This window comes from Streptomyces collinus (assembly GCF_031348265.1).
Taxonomy (GTDB): domain Bacteria; phylum Actinomycetota; class Actinomycetes; order Streptomycetales; family Streptomycetaceae; genus Streptomyces; species Streptomyces collinus.
Genome location: NZ_CP133771.1, coordinates 6,903,793 through 6,927,277 on the forward strand (window position 1 = coordinate 6,903,793; position 23,485 = coordinate 6,927,277).

Annotated in this window: 17 protein-coding genes and 1 pseudogene; 12 read left to right on the plus strand and 6 right to left on the minus strand. The window is 71.3% G+C overall.

Translation table 11 applies throughout. The features are described 5' to 3' along the window. Nucleotides 1-89: 89 nt before the first annotated feature. Nucleotides 90-2,222, minus strand: coding sequence for a glycogen debranching protein GlgX (gene glgX / locus RFN52_RS31310; RefSeq protein WP_184851202.1), 2,133 nt, complete (start codon nt 2,220-2,222; stop codon nt 90-92). Nucleotides 2,223-2,403: 181 nt separating this feature from the next. On the opposite strand from glgX, the gene RFN52_RS31315 reads away from it, so the two are divergent. The 4 genes from RFN52_RS31315 (at nt 2,404) to RFN52_RS31330 (ending at nt 6,829) form a co-directional block, all read left to right on the plus strand. Beyond that, nucleotides 2,404-3,246, plus strand: coding sequence for a Tat pathway signal sequence domain protein (locus RFN52_RS31315; protein ID WP_184851204.1), 843 nt, complete (start codon nt 2,404-2,406; stop codon nt 3,244-3,246). A gap of 58 nt (nt 3,247-3,304) precedes the next feature. After that, complete coding sequence (locus RFN52_RS31320) at nt 3,305-4,630, plus strand: copper amine oxidase (protein WP_184851206.1); 1,326 nt, start codon at nt 3,305-3,307, stop codon at nt 4,628-4,630. Between the two features lie 103 nt (nt 4,631-4,733). Beyond that, nucleotides 4,734-5,975, plus strand: a complete 1,242-nt coding sequence (locus RFN52_RS31325) for a DUF5919 domain-containing protein (RefSeq protein ID WP_107453530.1) — start codon at nt 4,734-4,736, stop codon at nt 5,973-5,975. A 131-nt stretch (nt 5,976-6,106) separates the two neighbouring features. Next, on the plus strand, nt 6,107-6,829 hold the full coding sequence (locus RFN52_RS31330) for a 3'-5' exonuclease (RefSeq protein ID WP_184851208.1): 723 nt from the start codon (nt 6,107-6,109) through the stop codon (nt 6,827-6,829). A 25-nt stretch (nt 6,830-6,854) separates the two neighbouring features. Here RFN52_RS31330 and RFN52_RS31335 read toward each other — a convergent pair whose 3' ends face one another. Beyond that, a complete protein-coding gene (locus tag RFN52_RS31335) occupies nt 6,855-7,721 on the minus strand; it encodes a phosphotransferase enzyme family protein (RefSeq protein ID WP_184851211.1) in 867 nt (288 codons plus the stop codon). 159 nt (nt 7,722-7,880) lie between these two features. Here RFN52_RS31335 and RFN52_RS31340 point away from each other — a divergent pair, with 159 nt between their 5' ends. From RFN52_RS31340 to RFN52_RS31355, 4 genes and pseudogenes are all read left to right on the plus strand, one after another. Then, entirely contained in the window at nt 7,881-8,834 is a 954-nt protein-coding gene (locus RFN52_RS31340; RefSeq protein ID WP_374050186.1) for a carbohydrate ABC transporter permease, read from the plus strand. Continuing rightward, nucleotides 8,831-9,664, plus strand: a complete 834-nt coding sequence (locus RFN52_RS31345) for a carbohydrate ABC transporter permease (RefSeq protein WP_184851213.1) — start codon at nt 8,831-8,833, stop codon at nt 9,662-9,664. The genes RFN52_RS31340 and RFN52_RS31345 overlap by 4 nt, the downstream gene beginning before the upstream one ends. After that, complete coding sequence (locus RFN52_RS31350) at nt 9,664-10,947, plus strand: ABC transporter substrate-binding protein (RefSeq protein ID WP_184851214.1); 1,284 nt, start codon at nt 9,664-9,666, stop codon at nt 10,945-10,947. Before RFN52_RS31345 ends, RFN52_RS31350 begins: the two co-directional genes overlap by 1 nt. 327 nt (nt 10,948-11,274) lie before the next feature. Next, nucleotides 11,275-12,514, plus strand: a pseudogene (locus RFN52_RS31355) (glycosyltransferase). Between the two features lie 26 nt (nt 12,515-12,540). Here the strand turns inward: RFN52_RS31355 and RFN52_RS31360 are convergent. After that, complete coding sequence (locus RFN52_RS31360; RefSeq protein WP_184851218.1) at nt 12,541-13,491, minus strand: zinc metalloprotease; 951 nt, start codon at nt 13,489-13,491, stop codon at nt 12,541-12,543. Between the two features lie 201 nt (nt 13,492-13,692). Between RFN52_RS31360 and RFN52_RS31365 the strand changes: the two genes are divergently transcribed. Then, the gene (locus tag RFN52_RS31365) at nt 13,693-14,010 is read left to right on the plus strand and encodes a hypothetical protein (RefSeq protein ID WP_184851220.1); all 318 of its coding nucleotides are present in this window, start codon (nt 13,693-13,695) and stop codon (nt 14,008-14,010) included. Nucleotides 14,011-14,141: 131 nt separating this feature from the next. Here the strand turns inward: RFN52_RS31365 and RFN52_RS31370 are convergent, their stop codons facing one another. Then, nucleotides 14,142-16,394, minus strand: a complete 2,253-nt coding sequence (locus RFN52_RS31370; RefSeq protein ID WP_184851222.1) for an MMPL family transporter — start codon at nt 16,392-16,394, stop codon at nt 14,142-14,144. Between the two features lie 340 nt (nt 16,395-16,734). Here RFN52_RS31370 and RFN52_RS31375 point away from each other — a divergent pair, with 340 nt between their 5' ends. The 3 genes from RFN52_RS31375 (at nt 16,735) to RFN52_RS31385 (ending at nt 18,676) form a co-directional block, all read left to right on the plus strand. Next, a complete protein-coding gene (locus tag RFN52_RS31375; RefSeq protein WP_184851224.1) occupies nt 16,735-17,283 on the plus strand; it encodes a DUF1697 domain-containing protein in 549 nt (182 codons plus the stop codon). Beyond that, nucleotides 17,276-17,650 carry a nuclear transport factor 2 family protein gene (locus RFN52_RS31380; RefSeq protein ID WP_184851227.1) on the plus strand — a complete coding sequence of 125 codons (375 nt, stop codon included), beginning with the start codon at nt 17,276-17,278 and terminating at the stop codon, nt 17,648-17,650. Before RFN52_RS31375 ends, RFN52_RS31380 begins: the two co-directional genes overlap by 8 nt. Nucleotides 17,651-17,848: 198 nt before the next feature. After that, nucleotides 17,849-18,676 (plus strand): GvpL/GvpF family gas vesicle protein, encoded by an 828-nt coding sequence (locus RFN52_RS31385; protein WP_184851229.1) that lies wholly within the window; start codon nt 17,849-17,851, stop codon nt 18,674-18,676. Between the two features lie 3 nt (nt 18,677-18,679). Here the strand turns inward: RFN52_RS31385 and RFN52_RS31390 are convergent, their stop codons facing one another. Together RFN52_RS31390 and RFN52_RS31395 are read right to left on the minus strand one after the other, a co-directional pair. Continuing rightward, nucleotides 18,680-19,489 carry a hypothetical protein gene (locus RFN52_RS31390; protein WP_184851231.1) on the minus strand — a complete coding sequence of 270 codons (810 nt, stop codon included), beginning with the start codon at nt 19,487-19,489 and terminating at the stop codon, nt 18,680-18,682. Then, nucleotides 19,486-23,424, minus strand: a complete 3,939-nt coding sequence (locus tag RFN52_RS31395; RefSeq protein WP_184851233.1) for a P-loop domain-containing protein — start codon at nt 23,422-23,424, stop codon at nt 19,486-19,488. Before RFN52_RS31395 ends, RFN52_RS31390 begins: the two co-directional genes overlap by 4 nt. Nucleotides 23,425-23,485: the final 61 nt, after the last annotated feature.

The window sequence follows — 23,485 nt, forward strand, 5'->3', positions numbered from 1 at the left end:
GCCCCGCCGCCGTTCGTGTCATCCCCCGCGCCAGGTGCGCCGCGCGTCGCCCGGACGAGTGGCTTCCGGGCGACGCGGGCGCCGGGCGGTCAGACGGGCCGCTGGAGCACCGTCATGCTCCGGTCCGTCAAGGTCAGCCGGTCCCCGGCCTGCACCTTCGGGCCGGTGTCCGGGGGCACCCCGTCCGGGTGGGCGGTGTCGACCACGACCTCCCACTGGCGCCCGTGATTGACCGGGACCACGAACTCCAGCGGCTTCGGCGAGGCGTTGAACATCAGCAGGAACGAGTCGTCGGTGATGCGCTCCCCGCGTGCGCCCGGCTCGGAGATCGCGTTGCCGTTGAGGAACACCGTCAGCGCGGACGCCTGCGCCGAGTCCCAGTCCCGCTGGGTCATCTCCCGGCCGTCCGGGGTGAACCAGGCGATGTCGGACAGGTCGTCGTGCGTGCCCTCCACGGGCCGGCCGTGGAAGAAGCGCCGCCGGCGGAAGACCGGGTGGTTGCGGCGCAGCCAGACCATCGCGCGGGTGAAGGCCAGCAGCTGCCCGCTCGTACCCCCCTCGGCGTCCTCCGACTCCTCGGGCCACTCCACCCAGGCCAGTTCGTTGTCCTGGCAGTAGGCGTTGTTGTTGCCGTGCTGGGTGCGGGCGAACTCGTCACCGTGGCTGATCATGGGCACGCCCTGGGACAGCATCAGCGTCGCGATGAAGTTCCGCATCTGCCGGGCCCGCAGCCGCAGCACGTCCGGGTCGTCGGTCTCGCCCTCGGCCCCGCAGTTCCAGGACCGGTTGTGGCTCTCGCCGTCCCGGTTGTCCTCGCCGTTGGCGTCGTTGTGCTTGTCGTTGTAGGCCACCAGGTCGTGCAGGGGGAAGCCGTCGTGGCAGGTCACGAAGTTGATCGAGGCCAGCGGGCGGCGCCCGTCGTCCTGGTACAGGTCGGACGAGCCGGTCAGCCGCGAGGCAAACTCCGCGAGCGTGCGCTGCTCGCCCCGCCACAGGTCGCGCACGGTGTCCCGGTACTTGCCGTTCCACTCCGTCCACAGCGGTGGGAAGTTGCCCACCTGGTAGCCGCCCTCGCCCACGTCCCACGGCTCGGCGATCAGCTTGACCTGCGAGACCACCGGGTCCTGCTGCACCAGGTCGAAGAACGACGACAGCCGGTCCACCTCGTGGAACTGCCGGGCCAGCGTCGCCGCCAGGTCGAAGCGGAACCCGTCGACGTGCATGTCCGTGACCCAGTACCGCAGCGAGTCCATGATCAGCTGGAGCACGTGCGGGGAGCGCATGAGCAGGGAGTTCCCGGTCCCTGTCGTGTCCATGTAGTAGCGGGGGTCGTCCGTCAGCCGGTAGTAGCGCGAGTTGTCCAGGCCCTTGAAGGACAGGGTCGGGCCCAGGTGGTTGCCCTCGGCGGTGTGGTTGTAGACCACGTCGAGGATCACCTCGATCCCGGCCTCGTGCAGCGCCTTGACCGCCGACTTGAACTCCAGCACCTGCTGGCCCCGGTCGCCCCAGGACGCGTAGGCGTTGTGCGGGGCGAAGAAGCCGATGGTGTTGTAGCCCCAGTAGTTGTTCAGGCCCATGTCGACCAGGCGGTGATCGTTCACGAACTGGTGGACCGGCATCAGCTCCAGGGCGGTCACCCCGAGCTCGGTGAGGTGCTCGATGATCGCCGGGTGCGCGAGGGCCGCGTAGGTGCCGCGCAGCTCCTCCGGGAGTCCCGGATGGCGCATGGTGAGGCCCTTGACGTGGGCCTCGTAGATCACCGTGTGGTGGTACTCGGTGCGCGGACGCCGGTCGTCGCCCCAGTCGAAGTAGGGGTTGACCACGACCGACGTCATCGTGTGCGGCGCCGAGTCGAGATCGTTGCGCCGGTCGGGATCGTCGAAGTGGTAGCCGTAGACCTCCTCGCCCCAGCGGATCGAACCGCTGATCGCACGCGCGTACGGGTCGAGCAGCAGTTTCGCGGAGTTGCAGCGCACCCCGCGCTCCGGGGCGTACGGGCCGTGCACCCGGAACCCGTACCGCTGCCCCGGCATGATGCCCGGCACGTACGCGTGCCGCACGAACGCGTCGCTCTCCCGGAGCTCGATCGCCGTTTCCGAGCCGTCGTCGTGCAGCAGACACAGCTCTACTCGGTCCGCGGCCTCCGAGAAGACCGCGAAGTTGGTACCGGCGCCGTCGTACGTGGCACCGAGTGGATACGCCTCGCCAGGCCAGACCTGCATGGATACGACTCTTTCAGGTGTGCGGCGCCGGTGGGGACGCCTTGGTCCCGAGTCTCCCCGAAAGTGAGGGAACCTCCTATGACTTATCTCCCTCTTACCGAGTGACCAGTGCATACGCGGTATGCCGAACTAATGGGGCCAACACATACTCCCGGGGCTGTTGGGGGAGTAGGGGGAAGACGTGCGCAACATAGTGCACCGCCACCTGGGCAAGATGGTGGCCGGTACGACCATCGCGGTGGCCGGGACCGCCGTGATGGTGGCGGTGACCCTGCCGGGCACGGCGGGGGCGGACGACAGCGGGACCCGCGCGGGGCAGTCCGCCCCGCAGGCGGCCGGGGCAGCCGGGGCTGCCGGGGCAGGTGAGGCGGCGGCGGGCAGTGGCCGGGCCGTGCCGCCGGGGGTCGTCGAGGCCGCGCCCGCCGAAGGGCAGCAGGGCGAGGGCCGCGACCCGCTGACCGACGACGAACTGCAGCGGGCCGAGAAGATCGCCCTCAGCCGGCAGCTGTTCCGGAGCAGCGAGAGCGTGGACGGGGACCGCGGTCCGCAGCCCCTCGGCGTCGACCTGGCCGAACCCGAGGCCGACGAGGTGGGCCGGCCGGACGCGCCCCGCCGGGCCGACGTGACCTTCTACGACTACCGGGACGACACCCTCGTCACCCGGACCGTCGACCTCGGCACCGGCAAGGTCGTGGCGACCGGCACCCAGCACGGCGTCCAGCCGCCCCTGAGCCGCGCCGAGAAGGCCGAGGCGGCCGGTCTCCTGATCGCCGACCCGCTCGGCTCGGGCCTGAAGGCCGACTACAAGGACGCGACCGGCAAGGCGCTCACCTCCCCGGACCAGCTCCAGCTCAGCGGAGCCGTGTACCGGGCCGCGCCCGGCGCCCAGCCCGCCGCGCTCGACCAGTGCGGAGAGCACCGCTGCGTCCGGCTCTTCCCGAAGGTCAAGAACGGCCCGTGGGTCGACGCCCGGCAGCTGGTGATCGACCTGAGCGCCCGCAAGGTCGCCCGGATCGACCGCTGACCCACCCTCTTCGCTCACCCGTCCACCCCGCTCCTCCTCGTCAGGGAGTCATCTCGTCATGCGCGTGAACAGCAACACCAAGGCCCGTACCCGGGCGGCCGCGGGCCTGACCGTGGCCGCGCTGGCCGCGGGCGCCACGGCCGGCGCGGGACCGGCCACCGCCCAGCCGAAGGCCGCCCCCGCGGCCGCCGCGGCGGCCGCCGACTGCAGCGCCGCCTACCGCATCGAGCAGAAGCTCTCCTCCGGAACCACCTGGCGGATGTGCTGGCGCTACGACGGCAAGGCCGGCCTCGTCCTGGAGAAGATCTCGTACCAGCCCAAGGGCGAGCCCAAACCGATCCGGGTCCTCAACAGCGCCCGCCTGGGCCAGATCCACGTCCCCTACGACGACGGCTCGGTCGAGTACGACGACCTCACCGGCTTCGACTTCGCCCAGGGCCTGATGAACCTGGCGCCGGGCGAGTGCCCCGGCGGCACCATCAAGACCGTGAAGGTCCCGGACTCCTGGAACGAGGACCCGAACGTCAAGGGTCTGTGCACCACCACCCGCTCCCGCGGCCACGCCTACCGCATGCAGGGCGACACCGCGAACAAGGTCTTCCAGGCCCAGGGCAAGGACCTCCTCGTCTACACGGTCAACCAGGTCGGCTGGTACGAGTACATGACCGAGTGGCGCTTCCAGGACGACGGCACGATCACCATGAACGTCGGCGCCACCGGCAGCCTGTCCTGGGACGACTACGACGCCGGCGACGGCCGCGGCTGGCCCATCGGCAAGGGCGCGAGCGCCAAGGCCACCAGCCACAGCCACAACGCCTTCTGGCGGCTCGACTTCGCCCTGGACGGCTCCACGAAGAACCGCGTCGAGCAGTACGACTCCACCGTCAGCGCGCCCACCCGCGGCCAGCGCGCCCCCACCACCAAGACCACCCGCACCAAGGTCACCAAGGAGACGGCCGGGGACAGCAAGGCCTACCGCTGGTGGCGCATGGTCAGCGCGACCGGCAAGAACAAGGACGGACACGCGCGCTCCTACGAGATCGTCCCCGGGGTCACGACCAAGTACCCGGGCCGCAGCTACACCAAGCGCGACCTGTACGTCACGCAGTACAACAAGTGCGAACTGTTCGCCAGCCACAACCCGGGCAACTGCGGCCCCGGAGCCGGGAAGTCCGTCGACAAGTGGGTGAACGGACAGACCCTGACCCACCCGGTGGTCTGGATGAACATCGGCTTCCACCACATAGCCCGGGACGAGGACCAGCAGCCCATGCCCGTCCACTGGCAGGGCTTCTCCATCGCCCCGCGCGACGTCACCGCGATGAATCCGCTCACTCCGGCCGAGCTCGGCTGGCAGAACGGGCACTGGCGGCCCCGTCGTTGAGAAACGACCCTGCCCATCCGGCTGCACCGCCGACCGCTCCCGGAGTACCCTTCCTTGATCGTTGACAAGGGGAGTGCTCGGGGGAGCGGAAGGCGGTGCGCGGGTGGGCTCGGGAGGGCTGGAGCTGCCCCCTGGTGACGAGGGTCACGAGGGGAACTCCACAGACGTCCCGACCGGTGCCGTGTCCCTGGCGCGGCCGATGGACGCGACGGGCTCGATCGGCCCGGAACTGGACTGGGACGCCGACGCCTGGCGCGAGGTGCGCACCCGCGCCCAGCGGGCCGGCCGGGCCTACATCTGGCTCAACCTCGTCGAACAGCGGCTGCGCGCGGTGGTCGCCGCCGTGCTGCGGCCCGTCTACGAACCCGTCCACGGCGAGGACTGGGTGGTGGCCGCCGCCGGACCGGCCGGCCAGGAGTGGGTGCAGCGCGCGGTGGCCGTCCGCGAGGTCAGCCGCCGCAAGGGCTATCTGCTCGACCCGGCCGACGACAACGTGCTCTCCTTCCTCACCCTGCCGCAGCTGCGCGAGCTGATGGTGCAGCACTGGCCGTGCTTCGAGCCCTACTTCGACGACCGCCGGGACGTCGAACTCGCCCTGGACGAGCTGGAGGTCACCCGCAACGTCGTCTCCCGCAACCGGGCCCTGTCCGAGGCCGTGCTGAGCCAGGCAGAGCGGGCCTCGGCGCGGCTGCTGGAGATGCTCGGCGCGGGCGGTGACGTGCCGTCGGCGCGCCGGCTGCCCGTCGACGCGGTCGAGGACCTGGTCGGCGACCGGTACGCCGACGTGGTCGCCGTCCACCCGGACCGGGTGCGGCTGATGCGGCAGTTCCCGGCCGAGGACATCTTCGGCGGTGCCCGCCGTCTCGACGCCATCGGCATCGGCCTCAACCTGCTCGTGCAGAACTTCTCCGGCCGGCGGCTGGTGCGGCTGGCCGAGTCCGGCTGCCGGGTCAGGCTGCTGTTCCTCAACCCGGCCTCCAGCGCGGTCAAGCGCCGCGAGCGGGAGCTCGGCATCAAGCGCGGCGAGCTCAGCCGGGCCGTCGAGATGAACATCCTGCACATGCGCCGGGTGCGCGCCCGGCTGCGCGACCCGGGGGCCTTCGAGATCCAGGTCTTCGACGAGACGCCCCGCTTCACGGCGTATCTCGTGGACGGCGACGGCGCGGACGGCATCGCGGTGGTGCAGAGCTATCTGCGCCGCACCCGGGGCATGGAGGCACCCGTGTTCGTGCTGCGCAACGGCAGCAAGGTGGTGAAGTCGGGCGAGGCGGACGAAAGCGGCCTCTTCCCCACCTACCGCGAGGAGTTCGAGGTCATGTGGGCGGATTCACGGCCGGTGTCCTGAACTGCGCCGTGCTGCCCGGTGGTTCCCGGGCCCGCCGCCGCGGGTAACCGGAACGCGGTCCTCTGATTGTCAGTGGTGCGTGGGAAGGTGGAGACCACTGGGGGAACGCACCACAAGAAGGGGGACCGCCCATGGGCTGGCACCGGGAGCTGCTCGTCGGCTTCGACCTGGAGACGACGGGCACCGATCCGCGCGAGGCGCGCATCGTCACGGGAGCCGTGATCGAGGTCAGGGGCGGAGAGCCGATCGGGCGCCGGGAGTGGCTGGCCGACCCGGGAGTGCCGATCCCCGAGGACGCGGTGGCCGTGCACGGCATCAGCAACGAGCGCGCGGCGGCCGAGGGCAGACCCGCCGACCAAGTGGCGGACGCCCTGGCCGACGTCCTCACCTCCTACTGGAAGACGGGCGTGCCGGTCGTCGCCTACAACGCGGCCTTCGACCTCACCCTGCTCTCGGCGGAGCTGCGGCGGCACGGCCTGCCGTCCCTGCGCGACCGCCTGGGCGGCGTGGACCCGGCGCCGGTCATCGACCCGTACACCATCGACCGCTGGGTCGACCGCTACCGCCGCGGCAAACGCAACCTCGAAGCGGTCTGCGCCGAGTACGGCGTCGTCCTCGACGCGGCCCACGACGCCATGGCCGACGCCCTGGCGGCGGCCCGCCTGGCCGGGGCGATAGCCGACCGCCACCCCAAGATCGCCATGCTCGGCCCGGCGGCCCTGCATCACCGCCAGATCGAGTGGTACGCGCAGTGGGCGGCGGACTTCCAGGCCTTCCTGCGCGGCAAGGGCGATCCGACCGCCTCCGTCGACGGGACATGGCCCCTGCGTGAGCCGGCGGACGAGCCCGTCTGAGACGGCTTCAGACGGCGCCGGACGGTCAGAAGGGATACCACCGCACCGTCTCGTCCCCCTCCCTGAGCGACCGCACCCGCCGCTCGAACTCGGCGAGCGCCTTGGGGTTGCCCGGCGCATGCTGGGCGACCCAGGCACAACTGGCCGTCTCCCGGGCCCCGCGCAGCACACCGCAGCCCTCCCACTCGCGCACGTCCCAGCCGTAGGTCCGCGCGAACGACGCGTAGGCCTCGTCCCCGAGCCCGTACCGGTCGTGGGACAGCACCATCACCACGAGATCGTGCTCGCGCAGATCCGCGGACACCGTCTCCAGGTCCACCAGCACGGGCCCGTCCGGCCCGACATGCACATTGCGCGGCAGCGCGTCCCCGTGGATCGGCCCCGGCGGCAGATGCGGCGTGAGCGCGGCGGCCCGGGCGGCGAACCCGTCCCGCCGCTCGCGCAGATACGCGGCGTCCGCGGGATCGACCGCGTCCCCCGCGAGCCGCAGCCACCGCTCCACACCGCCCAGCAGGTCACGGGCCGGAAGGTCGAAGGGAGGAAGAGGCGTGGCATGCACGACCCGTAGCAGTTCGGCCACATCCCGCGGCTCGGCGGGCCGTACGGCGTCCGGCAGCCGGTGCCACACCGTCACCGGATGCCCGTCGGCGAGCAGCGCCTCCGGCTCGGCGGCCCGCACCGCCGGCACGCCCGCCTCGGCGAACCACACCGCGATGTCCAGTTCGCGGCGCGCCCGGTCCAGGAGCTCGGCATCGCGGCCGACCTTGACGACCAGGTCACCGGCGGCGAACACCGCGTTCTCGCCCAGGGCGAGCAACCGCGCCTCCCCGGCCGCACCGGGCGGCAGCACCCCTGCCGCCGCCAGTACGTCCCGCGCCCGCGCCTCGTCCATCGTCCGCCTCCGTCGTCCACGCCTCGACCGTCGGGTTCCGGCCATCCACCGGTCAGTGTCGCATCGGCACAGGTCGGGCGGCGTACGCGATGCCTTGACGAGGCAGACGGCCTTCACGAGCATGACCAGGCCGGCCGAGCGTGCAAAGGGGATGATTCCGTGACATCGGTGACCGAGGCATCACCCCCCTCACCACCGGTGCGGCGCTCCGGCCGCGGACCCTGCCGGGACCGGCCCCGGAAGGCCGTCGACCACGGCGCCTGGTTCCTGGTGCTGCCCGCCCTGATCCCGATCCTCGTCCTCAGCGCCGGGCCGCTGCTGTACGGCATCCTGCTGGCCTTCACCGACGCCCAGTCGGGCCGCACCGAACCCACCCGGTGGATCGGCGCCCTCAACTTCCGGGACCTGCTGCACGACACGCTGTTCTGGGAGTCGTTCCGGATCGGGCTGGTGTGGGCGGTCGGCGTGACCGTGCCGCAGTTCCTCCTCGCGCTGGGCCTCGCCCTGCTGCTCAACCAGGACCTGCGGCTGCGGTGGCTCGCCCGTGCCCTCGCGATCATCCCGTGGGCCATGCCCGAGGTGGTCGTCGGCATCATGTGGCGGCTCGTCTACAACCCGGACGCGGGCATCCTCAACGAGACCCTGCGCGACATCGGCCTGGGCAGCGGCCGGGACTGGCTCAGCGGACTGGCGACCGCACTCCCCGCCGTGATCGTCGTCGGCGTCTGGGCCGGCATGCCCCAGACGACGGTCGCCCTGCTCGCCGGGCTGCAGAACACCCCGCGCGAGCTGCACGAGGCGGCGGCGGTCGACGGCGCGGGCGCCTGGCGCCGCTTCCGCACGGTCACCTGGCCCGCGCTCAGACCCATCGCCCTCGCGATCACCGCGCTCAACCTCATCTGGAACGTCAACTCCTTCGCCCTGGTCTACGTCCTGACCAACGGCGGGCCGGGCGGCCGTACAAGGCTGCCCATGCTCTTCGCCTACGAAGAGGCCTTCCGTTACGGGCAGTTCGGCTACGCGGCGGCGATGGGCTGCGTGATGGTGGCCGTGATCTCGGTCGCCCTGGCCGTGTTCCTCGCCGGCCGCCTCAGGGCAGGTGACGACGCGTGAGGACCAGCCGCCCGGCGCGCATCGGCCAGTACACCGCACTGCTCGCCTACCTCGTCTTCCTCGCCTTCCCGTTCCTCTGGCTGCTCTCCACCGCGTTCAAGCCGCCGCGCGAGCTGGGCAGCCTGCACCCGACGTGGATCCCGAAGGACCCCACCCTCGACAACTTCCGGCAGGCCTTCGGCGAACAGCCGCTGCTGCAAGCCGCCCTCAACTCCCTGATCGCCGCGCTCGGAGCGGCCGTCATCGCCGTGCTGATCGCCACGCCGATGGCCTACGTCGTCGCCCGGCGCCGCACCCGGCTCGCGAAAGCGGTGACGGGCTGGGTGGTGGTCAGCCAGGCTTTCCCCTTCGTGCTGCTGATCATCCCGCTGTTCCTGGTGCTGAAGAACCTCGGTCTGATCAACTCCGGGCCGGGACTGGTGCTGGTGTACGTGGTGTGGGCACTGCCCTTCGCGCTGTGGATGCTCGCCGGGTACATACGGGCCGTGCCGCCCGAACTGGAGGAGGCCGCGGCCGTCGACGGGGCGGGCCGGGTGCGGACCCTGGTCTCGGTGACCGCGCCGCTGCTCGCGCCGGGCATCGTGGCGACCGGGCTGTTCGCGTTCATCACCGCGTGGAACGAGTTCTTCTTCGCGCTGGTGCTCCTCAAGACACCGGAGAAGCAGACGCTCCCCGTAGTGCTCACCCACTTCATCGGCGCCGAGGGCGTCGCCGACCTCGGACCGCTCGCGGCGGCCGCGTTCCTCGCGACCCTGCCCTCCCTGGTCGTCTTCGCCGTCATCCAGCGGCGGATCACGGGCGGCATGCTCACCGGGGCGGTGAAGAGCTGATGCGCGCACGCCTGCATGCCCTGGTCCTGGTTCTTCTTCTGCTGCTGCTCGCCGGCTGCTCCTCGGGCGGCACCCGCGACGACGGCCGGATCACCCTGCGCTTCCAGTCCCTCGCCTGGCAGGAGGAGTCCGTCGAGGCCAACCGGCAACTGGTGAACGAGTGGAACGCCGCCCACCCGGACGTGCGGGTCGAGTACGTCCAGGGCACCTGGGACAGCGTCCACGACCAGCTCCTCACCGCCTTCGAGGGCGGCGAGGCCCCCGACATCATCCACGACGCCTCCGACGACCTCGCGGACTTCGCCTACGGCGGCTACCTCGCCGACCTCACCGGCCTGCTGCCCGCGAGGCTGAAGTCGGACATCCCGCGGCGCAGTTGGGAGACGACCACCTTCGGGGACGGCGTCTACGGCGTGCCGTTCCTCCAGGAACCGCGCGTGCTGATCGCCAACGCCGCCTGGCTCAGGAAGTCCGGCGTGCGGATCCCGACGCCGGAGAAGCCGTGGAGCTGGGCCGAGTTCCGCCGGATCACCGAACGCCTCAGCGGCCGGGGGAAGTACGGCGTCGCCTGGCCGCTGAAGGAACCCGTCTCCGCCACGCTCAACCTCTCCTTGTCGGCGGGCGGACAGCTCTTCCACCGCGGGCGGGACGGCAAGGTGACGGTCCGGTTCGGGGCGGCCGACCAGACGGTGCCGCGCACCATCCACGACCAGGCGAACGCCGACCGCAGCGCCTCGCCCACGACCCTGGGCAGCGGCGGCTCCGACACGCTGCCAGGCTTCTTCGGCGGCCGGTACGCGATGGTCCCGCTCGGCTTCTCCTACCGCCAGCAGATCGTCCAGCAGGCCCCCAAGGGTTTCGACTGGCAGGTGCTGCCCGCCCCGGCGGGGGCCGCCGGACTCACCCAGGGCGTCAGCCCCCAGACCCTCTCCATCGCCGAGGACTGCCCGCACAAGAAGGAGGCCGCGGAGTTCCTCGACTTCCTGCTGCGGCCGCAGAACATGGTCCGCCTCGCCCTCGGCGACTGGATGCTGCCCACCGGCACGCAGGCGCTGGAAGACCCCGCCCTGCGCACCACGCGGCACGGCTGGGCCACCGGCACCGCCCTCGCCGCCCACCTGCGCCCGGCCCCCGCGCAGACGGTCCGGGGCTACCCCGAGTGGAAGGACAAGGTGGCGACCCCCGCCCTGCAGGAGTACTACAGCGGAGCCATCGGTCTCGGCGAGCTGCGCGAACGACTGGAGGAGGACGGCAACCTGGTGCTCGCCCGCTATCAGCGCTGACCCGGCGGGCAACCCGTTGTCCGTCCGCACCCGGTCCGCCTGGCGTGCTGCTCGCGGGTATCAACGCGAGCCACACCTGCGGTCGCGCCCGGGGCTGCGCGCACGCCGCCAGGACGCGCCGCCGCCCCGGAGCCCTGACCGGCCCGGGGAGCCACGCCCACTGAGCCACTGAGCCCGGCTTCCCGCGTCCCGCCTCCCTCGTTTTCACCTGCTGCTGGACGACGGCGCCTGCCGCAGCCGGCGGTCCCTCGTCGAGCTGGGCTTCTCCGGGGTGGGCGGCTCACGCCTCGTTGCGCACGAGGTTCGGACCTCGCAGCTCGGAAGAGGTTGCACGAGACGTCTCGTCTCGCGTACGGTCGAGCGCATGACCAGTCGCGCACACATCGCCATGTTCTCCATCGCCGCCCACGGCCACGTGAACCCGAGTCTGGAGGTGATCCGCGAACTCGTGGCGCGCGGCCACCGGGTGACCTACGCCGTCCCGCCCGTCTTCGCGGACAAGGTCGCGGCCACCGGTGCCGAGGTGAAGCCCTGGGACTCGACGCTGCCCTCACCCGACGACGACCCGGAGGCGTGGGGGAACACGCTGCTGGACAACGTGGAGCCGTTCCTCGACGACGCGATCCAGGCCCTCCCGCAGCTGATCGAGGCCTACGAGGGCGACGAGCCGGACCTCGTCCTGCACGACATCGCCTCCTACCCGGGCCGGGTCCTCGCCCACCGCTGGGGCGTCCCCGCGGTCTCCCTCTCGCCGGCCATGGTCGCCTGGGAGGGATACGAGGAGGAGGTCGCCCGGCCGATGTGGGAGGAGCCGAAGAAGACCGAGCGGGGGCGCGCCTACTACGCCCGCTTCCACGCCTGGCTGGAGGAGAACGGGATCACCCTGCACCCCGACGACTTCGGGGGCCGGCCCGACCGCTCGATCGTCCTGCTCCCCAAGGCGCTCCAGCCGAACGCGGACCGCGTCGACGAGCGGGTGTACTCGTTCGTCGGCGCCTGCCAGGGCGACCGCACCGCCGAGGGTGACTGGCGGCGGCCGGCCGGCGCGGAGAAGGTCGCGCTCGTGTCCCTCGGGTCGGCCTTCACCAAGCAGCCCGGCTTCTACCGGGAGTGCGTCGAGGCGTTCGGCGGCCTGCCCGGCTGGCACCTGGTGCTCTCGGTCGGCAAGCACGTCGACCCGGCCGACTTCGCCGACGTCCCGGCCAACGTAGAGGTGCACACCTGGGTACCGCAGCTGGCGATCCTGAAGCAGGCCGACCTGTTCGTCACGCACGCGGGCGCCGGCGGCAGCCAGGAGGGCCTCGCCACCGCCACGCCGATGATCGCCGTACCGCAGGCCGTGGACCAGTTCGGCAACGCGGAGATGCTCCAAGGCCTCGGCGTGGCCCGGTACCTGCCCACGGAGGAGGCGACCGGCGAGACCCTGCGCGCGGCGGCGCTCGCCCTGACCGGCGACCCCGAAGTGGCCAGCCGGCTGAAGGAACTCCAGGCGCGGACCGCCGAGGAGGGCGGCACCAGGCGGGCCGCCGACCTCATCGAGGCCGAACTGGCCGCCCGCAGGCCCTGACGCCGTCCTGTCGCGTCAGGCCGTCGTCACACCGCGACGGCCTGACGGGTGAGGGTCAGGCGGGCGTTGTCGAGCGTGGCGTCCATGCGTGCCGACTGGCCCTTGGTGAACATGAACATCGCGGCGTCGTCGGTGTAGTCCATGTAGTTCATGAACATGTCCCCGTCGGGCCCGTTGCCGCACGTCACATGGGGGAAGGTCGGCGAACCGGCGTTCGCGCCGGCCTGGTTGGGGGTGTCCGCGACGAAGTCGCTGCCGCTGCAGCCCTCGTCGTCGTCGCCCCAGATGTGCCGCAGGTTCAGCCAGTGCCCGATCTCGTGCACAACCGTGCGGCCGCCGTCGAACGGCGCGGTGGCGGTGCCGGTGGTTCCGAGGGCGGTGTGCGTGACGACCACGCCGTCCGTGGAGGCGGCACCTCCCGGGAACTGGGCGTAGCCCAGCAGCCCGCGACGCAGCTGACAGACCCAGAGGTTCAGGTAGATGTCCGCCGGCCAGGCGTCCTGACCGCCGCTCAGGCTGAACTTGACCAGGTCGTCGGTGTCCCAGCCGGTGCTCGTGGTCCGGGTCCGGGTGATGCCGTCCGTGGGGCGGCCCAGCGGGTCGGTCCGGGCCAGGTGGAACTGCAGCCGGGCGTCGGCGACCAGGTCCTGCCAGACCGCCGGGACCTTGCTCACGTCGGGGTTCGTCGCACGGAAGTCCCGGTTCAGCACGTCGATCTGACTCTGGATCTGGGCTTCGCTCACGTCCTGCTCGGGGGTGTTGTGCACGACGTGCACCACGACGGGGATGTCGATGAGGCCCTGGCGGGCGGTGACCTGGTCCATCGACTCGTAGGCGAAGGCGGTGTTCTCGATCAGGGCCCGGTTCTCGGCGTACTCCGGGTTCAGGGTGAGGAGCCTGCGGTGTACCTCCATGGCGCCGCACCAGCGGCTGTAGTCGGGCGAGGTGGCGCGAAGGAATGCCTGTGCATCGGACATGGCTTGTCCCTCGGGGGAGCTGTGGTGTGCAGCGCAACGCGGCTGCGGGACTGCGCGTTGGTCACGCGCCGCGAGGGCCGGGCGACGCCGGGCGGAGCGTTCGGTTGCCCGTTCCCTCCGAACCCATACACTGATAATTCTAGTCACTTGGGTGTAAGAGCGGCAATGTGGACGGCTTTGCGTGAGTGAGGTGGCCGGGTCATGGGAGAGCCCCCGTCGGGCCTGTTCCGTTCGTGGCTCCACTCCTACGAGGAGGACCACGAGGACGTACGGGTCTACCGGCCCGACGACTTCCCCTTCCCGCCCGCGCGCGGGCGCCGCGGCATGGAGTTCGCCCCCGACGGCACCTTCGTCGACCACCCGCTGGGACGCGGTGACGCCCCCGGCGCCGTGCCCGGCCGCTGGCGGCTCGTGCGGGACCGCCGCATCGAGCTGACCTTCGGGGGCGCCCGCCCGGACCGGGAGCTGGAGATCGTGCACTGCGACGCGGACGTCCTCCAGGTGCGGCGCCTGACCTGACGGGTGCCCCTGACACGGGCCCCCCGAGAGGCTGACGCGGAGCACCTGACACGGCGGGTGTCTGACGAGGGGCAGCGAAAGGCCCGTTGGTTGCCCCGGCAACCAACGGGCCCTCGACCCCGCCGCGGAGATCAGACCTTGAGGGGCTCGCCCTCGTCGTCCCGCGCCACCGGTGCGGCGACCGCCTGCGGCGTCTCGTCGTGCGTGAGGTCCGGCAGCCGGTGCAGCCACTTCGGCAGGTACCAGTTGCGCTCGCCGAGCAGCGCCATCACGGCCGGCAGCAGCACGCCCCGGATGATCGTCGCGTCGATGAGCACCGCCGCCGCGAGGCCGACGCCCATCTGCTTCATGGACTGCATGGACAGCGTCCCGAAGATCGCGAACACGGCGACCATGATGACCGCGGCACTGGTGACCACCCCGGCCGTGGTGACCACGCCGTGCCGGATCGCGTCCTTCGTCTCCAGCCCCCGCAGCCGCGCCTCGCGGATCCGGGAGACCACGAACACGTGGTAGTCCATGGACAGGCCGAACAGGATCACGAAGAGGAACAGCGGCAGCCAGGTGATGATCGCGCCGACGCCCTCCGCGCCCACCAGGGACGCGCCCCAGCCGTGCTGGAAGACGGCGACGAGGATGCCGTACGCCGCGCCCACCGACAGCAGGTTCAGCACGATCGACGTGACGGCGATGGTCAGCGAGCGGAACGACAGCAGCATCAGCGCGAAGGCGAAGACCACGACGAACGCGAACACCGGGACGACGGCACCCGCCAACTGGTCGTTGAAGTCCTTGGATCCCGCGACCTGCCCGGTGATGGGCGCCTCGACCCCGTCGACCTTGCCGAGCGTGGCCGGGCGCACCTCGTCACGCAGCTTGTCCAGGCTCGCGCCCGCCTTGTCCAGATCGGAACCGCCGACGAGCGGGACGTAGACGAACGCGATGTTCTGCGCGTCGTGCAGCTTGATCTCCACCGGACCGCGCGAGGCGCCCGAACTGATCGCCCGGTCACGGAAGTCGGCGAGCGCGGACTTCACCTCGGGCGCGTTGATGTCGGCCGCCTTCACGACCACCTCGGCCGGCTCGGAACCGCCCGGGAAGGCCTCGTTGAGCCGGTTGTACGTCTGGACGATCGGCAGCGAGTCGCCGAACTCCTGGTCCAGCGTGAGCTGCTGCGTCTTCATACCGAGCGCGGGAGCCGCGATGGCCAGCAGCGCTCCGGTCGCGACCGCCACCGCGATCACCGGCCGGGCGAGGACGCGCCGCAGCACGGCCGTCCAGAACCGGCTGTCCTGACTGCCGCCGCTCTTCCTGCGCCGGCGCAGGAACGGGATGCGGCCCTTCTCGACGCGCTCGCCGAGCAGCGACAGCAGCGCGGGCAGCACCGTCACGGACCCCACCATCGCCACGGCCACCACCATCAGCGACGCCAGGCCCATCGCCTCGAACTCGGCGAGGCCGGTGAACAGCATGCCCGCCATCGCCACGCACACGGTGACACCCGAGACGACGATCGCCCGGCCACTGGTCGCGGCGGCGATCCGGAGGGCCGTCTGCGCGTCGCGGCCGGCCTCGCGCTCCTCGCGCTCGCGGCGCAGGTAGAACAGGCAGTAGTCGACGCCGACGGCCAGACCGACCAGCAGCATCACGGAGTTCGCGGTGTCGCTCATCGGCATCACGTGGCTGACGACGCCCATCAGACCCATCGTCGCCATGATCGCGGTGATCGCCAGCACCACCGGCAGCAGCGCCGCGACCAGCGCGCCGAACGCGATCAGCAGGATGCCGAAGGCCACCGGCACCGCGGAGTACTCGGCCTTCTTGAAGTCGTCGCCGAACGCGTCGTCGAACGTCTTCATCATGCTGGCGCCGCCGATCTCCTCGATCCGCAGCGCCTCGTGGTCCTGCTGGACACCCTCGACGGCCTTCAGCACCGGCTCGACCCGCTCGCCGGCGGTGTCCGGCTCACCGCGCATGTCGAACTGCACGAGCGCGCTGCGGCCGTCCTTCGAGATCGTCTTCGTGTCGTACGGCGAGGCCACCTCGGTGACCCGGCCGGTCCCCTCGACCGCCCGCACGACGGCGTCGACGGCGTCCCGGAACTCGGCGTCCGTCGCCTTCAGGTCACCGCCCTTGGCCTGGATCAGTACGTTCTCACTGGCCGGCTCGTCGATCCCGGCGTCCTCGATGATCCGCGCGGCGGTGTGCGTCTCGCCCTTCAGCTGGTCGCTGTCCTTGACGTCGACCCGGCCCGCTGCCGAACCGAGCCCCATCGCCAGGACGACGAACAGCACCCAGATACCGACGGCAGCCCATCGGTGCCGGGCGCTCCAGCCGCCGGCCCGGGCGGCGAGGCCCCGCACCCGTATGTCTCCGTTCCCCATGACGGGCTTGCCCCCTCGAGATGCGGTGGCGGCCCCCTGCCGCCCCCTTTCGCTTCGAAGATATGGGCCGGATAAAGCCATCTCGTCGTGCTGTCCGGTGAAGTGGCGGGGCCCGGACTCATCCCCATGGAGCGAGTCCTCTCCCCACTGGGGAGGACCCCCAAGGACCGTGGCCCCTTACACCTATCGCCAGACATTCCGGGCTCCTCGGGTGTGTGGATCCTGAGCAGACGGTTGTGCCCCCCGAAGACGGGTGAGTAACTTACGGGGCCGGGCAGCTGCCCGCGGCGGCCGTCGTGCCCACCCCCACGGGGCACGACGGCCGCCTTATCGTGAGCGGATGACGACGACATACGCGGCCCTGCTGCGCGGAATCAACGTGGGCGGCAGCCGGAAGGTCCCCATGGCGGACCTGCGCACGCTCCTGGCGGACCTCGGCCACGACGACGTCCGCACCTACCTGCAGAGCGGCCAGGCCGTGTTCTCCTCCGGCCAGGGCAGCGAGGCGTCACTGGCCGTCGAGATCGCGCAGGCCATCGAGAAGCGCTTCGGTTTCGGCGTCGACGTGATCGTGCGCGACCACGCCTATCTGCGGTCGATCGCCGACGCCTGCCCGTTCCCGGCCGCCGACCTGGAGCCTAAGCAGCTCCACGTCACCTACTTCTCCGCCCCCGTCACCCCCGAACGCTTCACGGAGATCGACCAGGACGCCTACCTCCCCGAGGAGTTCCGCCTCGGCGACCGGGCCCTGTACCTGTACGCCCCGAACGGTCTGGGCCGCTCCAAGCTGGCCGAGCACCTGTCGAAACCGCGCATCAACAAGGGCGTGATCGCCACGACCCGCAACTGGAACACCGTCGTCAAGCTGGTGGAGATGACAGGTGCCTGAGCGCAACCCGGCCGTCGAAGCCGCGATGGAGGGCGAACTCGCCCTGCTCACCCCGACGGTCCGCCATTCGCCCGAGCGGGTCGGGGCGCTGCTGCACCCCGACTTCCACGAGTTCGGAGCCTCCGGCAGGCACTGGAGCCGGGCCGCCATCATCGCCTCCCTGGCCGCCACCGCCGAGCCCGGCGCCGAGCCCGTCGCCGTCTCCGCCCTGAGAGGTGTGCAGCTCGCCCCGGACCTGGTCCACCTCACCTACGACACCGAGTACGACGGCAGCCGCGCCCACCGCAGTTCGCTGTGGCGGCGTACGGAGGGCCGCTGGCTGCTCTGGTTCCACCAGGCGACCCCGTTCAGCGCACGGGCGACGTGACCCGGCGGTCCCCCGGGTAGCGCGTGTCGTGGTCCGCTGCGTCGCTCATGACGGGACCGGCCTGCCCCTGGGGGCAAGGCCAACCCGTCGGCCCTTCCCGTGAACGCGCCCGTCGCCCCCTGCGTACCTACGGACGGACGGCACGAGAACGGAGTCTCGCGAGAGGAATCGCACGGCGACCGACAGGAGCCCGCAGTCATGAGCGACACGAACCTCGTCTACACCTACGCGGTCCTGCGCCGCACCCCCGAGGCCGCCGCGGCCACGGCCCACCTGCGCGGTGTCGCCGGGGAGCCGATCCACCTGGTCGACCCGGCCGTCAGCGGCCCCCAGCTCGCCTTCGCCGTCGGCCACGTCCCGCCGGCCGACTACGCAGACGCTCCCCTCCAGGCCCACCTCGCCGACGTGGACTGGCTGGAGGCCACGGTCCGTACCCACCACGCCGTGGTGGCCGCCCTGGTCGCCTCCGGCGCCGCCGTACTGCCCCTGCGCCTGGCCACCGTCTACCGCGACGAGGACCGCGCCCGGCAGGCCCTCGACACCCGCCGCGGCTACTTCCTCTCCCTCCTCGACCGCCTCACGGGCCATGTCGAACTCGGCGTCAAGATCTACGCGGCCCCGGACATCACCCCGCCCGAGGCCGACCCGGATCCAGTGCAGGACCCGGTCACCGGCCTCGGAGTGGGCCGCGCCTACCAGGTGATCCGCCGCCGCAGACAGCGCCGGAACGAGGAGGCCTGGCGCACGGTCGCCCATGCCGCGGCCCGCCTCACCGACACGGCCGGCGCACTCGCCGTCGACCGCGTCGCCCACACCCCCGAACGCGGCAGCCTGGCGGGTACGGCCCCCGGTACCAACGTCGCCAACGACGCCTACCTCGTCCCGGCCGACCGCGTCGTCGCCTTCCGCGCGGGCATCCTCGCGGCAGCCCAGGGCGTCCCCGGTCTCCGTGTGGAGATCACCGGCCCCTGGGCCCCGTACTCCTTCGCCCTCCAGCCGGAACCCCACGAGGAACCGGCGGCGTGACGGTCACTCCGTCCGCAAGCCCGCCGTGATGGTTTCGGCCACCGTGCGGTGACGCAGGTAGTCGCGCACGCCGTGCGGCCAGGCCGGCGCGATGCTGATCTCCGGCAGTTCCTCGACGCCCGGGAACACCCGGGCCAGTTCCCCCTTGGGGATGGCCACGAAGTCCCCGGCATCGGCGACGTTCACCCACCGCCGCACGGCCGCGGGCCCCATGCCCTTCCCGTCGCACGGGACGGGGTCGAGGCGGTGGAACACCGCGTGGGGGAGCGCCAGCGGCGAACCGAGCGTGAGCAGCAGCCTCACGTCCAGTTCGCCCGCCAGTTCGTGCAGGGCCTCGTAGGCGACGACGCTGCCCAGCGAGTGCGCGACGACGACGTCGGGCCGGTGCCGGAGCAGTGCTCCCCGCACTCGCTCGCGCACCGCCGCACGCCGGCCGGCGAAGTAGCGTCCCACCTCGGGGAAGAACATCCGGACCGTCTTCTCGACGACGGCGGGGCGCTGCCCGGATCGCCGAGCGACCTGCCCGCAGACCCACCGGACCCAGCCGGTCGCCCGCCCCTGCACACCGCTCGGGTCGACCCCCCAGGCCCGCGCCCACTGCTCGATCAGCTCCACGTCGGCGTCGTCCAGCTCGTCGCTCTGCCGCTCGCTGCGCAGGAGGTCGGCGTAGTAGGCGGTTTCGAGATCGAGCCCGGGGATCCTGTCACCGAGAGCTTCCAGCCAGTCCGCGCGCAGGCGCTTGGCGCCGAGGTCGGGGGTGGTGTCGGCGGCTTTGTAGTTGCGGACGCCGTGGATGCCGAGAAGGCGGGTCATGGCAGCGGGGCCTCCGGTTCCGGGGGAGTGCAGCTGTAGGTGCCCAGGGCGCCGTCGACGACGACGTAGACGAGCTGAGGACCGGCGAACCCGAACGAGGACAACTGCCCGGCGACCGGGATCCTGGCGCAGAGGTTCAGCGTCCGGGCCTCGCGGACCTCGACGAACTGAACGCTCCCTCGCTGTCCGAGGGCCACGCCGATGAGCCTGCTGTCAGGAGAGAAGACGAGCGGCAGCAAGGAGGACGCCTTGCCGGACAGCCGGACGCTCCCGAAGTCCCGCAAGGGTGCCGGGTCGGTCGGGAAGACGTACAGCCGCTGGAACGACGTCGCTGCCAGCAGGGAGCCGTCGGGCGAGCTCGTGAGGTCCGAGAGCGGCTCCGCGCAGGACCAGTCGGCGATCTCCTCGCCAGTGACCGGGTTCCGCAGACTCAACAGCCTGTTGTCGGCGTCCTGGACGGCGATGAAGCTCCCGTCGGGTGAGCCGACGACGCGCTTGTCGAACTGCGGCAGCTGCGGTGGGGACGCCTCAACGGTGAGGCTCTTCCACAGCCGCAGATGGCCGTCTTCGTCGCCACTCACAAGGACCGAGGTGTCGGGATGCACGGCGATGGAGGCCGACCTGGCCGCGACCGGCAGCCGGTTGACAACGTGCATCGACGCCGTGTCGACGACGTGGAACTCCTGCCAGCCGCCCACGACCAGGAGACTCCCGTCAGGGGTGAAGGCCAGGTCGTGGCCCGCCGACACGGCCACACTGCCGACCTTGCCGCGCGTGGCCACCGAGTACAGCGCGACGGGGCCGCCGGCTGCCGCTACGGCGACAAGGCCGCCGTCGGGGGAGAAGCACACCGATCGGGCGTACCTCTCGCCGTCCACGAGCGTGCGCCGGCCGTCCGTGAGGTCCCAGAGCGTTGTCCCGCGGGAAGAGCACACGGCCAGCAGGTACCCCACGGGGCTGAAGGCCACAGCCTGGAGCCTGGTGAGATCCTCCGTATCCCTGAGGTCCCACCGCGCCTCCTCGCACGGGTCGTCACCGGTGATGTCCCAGACCGAGACGCCGAGTTCCTCGCTGGCCACCGCGAGCCGACGGCTGTCGGACGAGAAGGTGAGTGCGGTCACCGTGCCGGTTCCGTGCTGCCAGGGTGTTCCGGCCATCACACGGTTGTGCACGTCCCACAGCTGGACGCTCCGCGTGAACGAGCGTCTCGCGAAGGCGAGCAGCCGACCGTCCGGAGAGAAGGCCACCTTGTTGACCCCGGTGTGCGAGGTCCTGCCGAAGAGGGGCGCGACCGACTGCCAGGTCTCCGTTTCGAGCACCTGCACACCACGGTTGGTCGCCGCGGCGAGCAGCGAGCCGTCCGGCGAGAAGGCGATGTCGTACACCGTGGTGCCTGCCGTCACCACGGAACGACTGTTGGAATTCACGTGGCCGCCGCTCGACCAGAGCAGTCGGCAGGCGGCGCCCTCCGGCTGGACGGCGGCGTCCTGCGCGATACGGCTGAACCGCTCCCTGGCGTCCGGCAACCCAAGCCGGTCGGCGTCGAAAGCGAACACTGACGCGCGCTCGGCGGCACCGCGCAACCGGGCGTGGGTGGCCCACGAGGCACTGAGCAGCCGCAGAAAGTCCGCAGCCTGCTCCGAGCGGACGAGGTCGAGAGCGCGATGGTCCGCACGGAGGTCGAACCGGACGAGGAAGTACGGATCGGTGAGCAGGGACTCGGCATGGGCGACGGAGCGTGCCCGTGCGGCGTGCCCCAAGGCATGGCGCAGCACGTACGGTTCGCCCTCGGCGCCCTCCCACGAGTCGCCGTGTCCCGGCTCGTCCGACGTGTACGGTCCGACGAGTTCCGACAGCAGTCTTCCTTCGAGAGCGAGACTCCCCGCCTCGTCCAGCGGCTCCTCACTCGTCGGATGGTCGTGCAGGTAGTCGACCAGGCCCTGGTGGAAGAGCCGGTACAGCGTCTCGCCGCTCTGCGGGTCGCTCCCGTACCGCAGGAAGGGCGAGGCCTCCCACAGGGTGTCCTGGAAGTGGTGTTCGTCGAGGGAGTCGACGCCCAGAGCCCGCAAGCATCGCTTCAGGGTCGTGCGTGGCATGCCGTCACCGCGAGAGCGGGCCAGCACGGCGAGCACCGCCCGCATGTGCGGGTAGTCGTCGCGCCGTGTCTTCAGGATCGATTCCAGCAGCGCGGGCAGATGGGGCGACGCCGCCTTGGCGTACATGTCGGCACCCACCTCGTCCCGGGGCGGGTACTTCAGGGTCAGCAGGAAATGGACGTACAGGCCGGCGAGCAGGAACGGCCCCCACGGTTCGTCCGGTCGGGCGCCGCGCACGATGTGCGCCGCGCCCTTCCTGGCCAGCAGTCCGGTGAACGGAGAGGACTCGCCCGTGGCGTAGGGCTCCCGGGTGGCGAGGAGCCGCTGGACGTAACGCTGGACGTCCTGCTCGACCGCGGCGAGTTCAGCGGAGTCCAGGTCGATGTGGACGCCGTCGATGTCGGCCGCCTCCTCCAGAGCCGACAGCGCGATGACCACCTCCCGGCGGCCGCCCAGCAGGATCCTGCACGGCGCGCGGAGGGTCTGTTCACCCACTGACCGAGGTGCCAGAAGCTCGGCCACGAGACGGAGCACCGCCTGCGGCTCGGTGGACTCGTCCACGGCGTCGAGCACGATGAGGCGGTTCTTCTGCTCCCGGTCCAGCAGGAAGCGCAACGCCTCGGCCGTCTGAGGCGAAGTGCTCCACTCCCGGCCGCCCGCTTCCTGGTCATCTGCCTGCTGGGGCAGCCGGGCCCCTACCACGGCCGCGATGGCGGCGATCACTTGCTGGGCCGACCGCTGCCGCGCATGCACCGCGACGACGTCCGGCACCTCGGGCAGGTCGAGCCCGGACGACTCCCACAACTCGCGGAAGCGCCGGCGCAGTCCCGGGTCCGCGGCACAGACGATGACCCCCAGGAGCCCGGACTTCCCCGCACCGGCCGCACCCGTCACGGTCAGCAGAGGAACTGTTCCGGACAGCCACTCCATGTAACGGGTGAGTTCCGCGGTGCGGCCGGAGAAGAAGCCGATGCCGGTGTCGACGGGGACGAGGCCGCGGCCCGAGGCACGGTCGGCGAAGTAGGCGGTGTCGTCGGTCCGCCCGCCGGAATCGCCCTCGCCGGGGACGTGGCCCAGTGAGCGCCGCCGGGCCTGAAGCTGCTCCGGGGTCAGGGAGACCAGACGGGGGTTCGGCAGGAACGGCCAGTCCGCGTCCCCCAGTTCGACGCTGAAGCCGAGTGAGAGGCGCTGATCGGCCGGCTCGCTGCGGATCACCCGGATGAGCTCACGGACGAACCGGCTGAAGCTGATCGACTCCTCGTCGATGTGGAGGTCCAGGTCCGCCAGCCGGTGCAGGGCCGCGGCGATTCTGCTGCTGAACCGTCCCTGTTCCGTGGGGGAGTTGCTGACGGCGGCGCCCAGGGCCCAGACGCCCCGGTCCGCGTCGATCTCGGTGAGCGGCTGCCTGCCGGTCGCGACGCCGGCCGAGCAGGTGTCCAGGAGGAAGACGACACGGTGCCGCTTGCCACCGCGCTCGATCTCCTGCTGCGCCTTCTCGATCCACCGGTCGACGTCCACCTCGCGGTGGTCGCGTGCGACGAAGGACAGCCGGTGGCCCCGGTCGATCCTGCCGTGCCCGATGAGATGGACGACCACGACACCGGAAGCCGGGGGGCTGTCGACGAGCTGCCCGCGCAGGAGCGCCTCCACCTCGATCTCCGTCGGATCGAGCGAGGTGCCGACCTTGGCGCCGAGCCGGTCGAAGGCCTCCTGCAGCTCGCTCATCCGCGCCGGTACGAAGCCGAGTTCCTCCATGTCGGAGCCGTCGTCGAAGCTCCCCACGCCGATCGACAGCACGGTGACGTCAGGAGCTGCGGGCTGCCGGGTCTCGCTCTCCAACTGGCCTCCCAGGCACCTGGTTCGGAGCGGCGCCGGGGCGAGGGGTCAGCGTCGCTCTCCG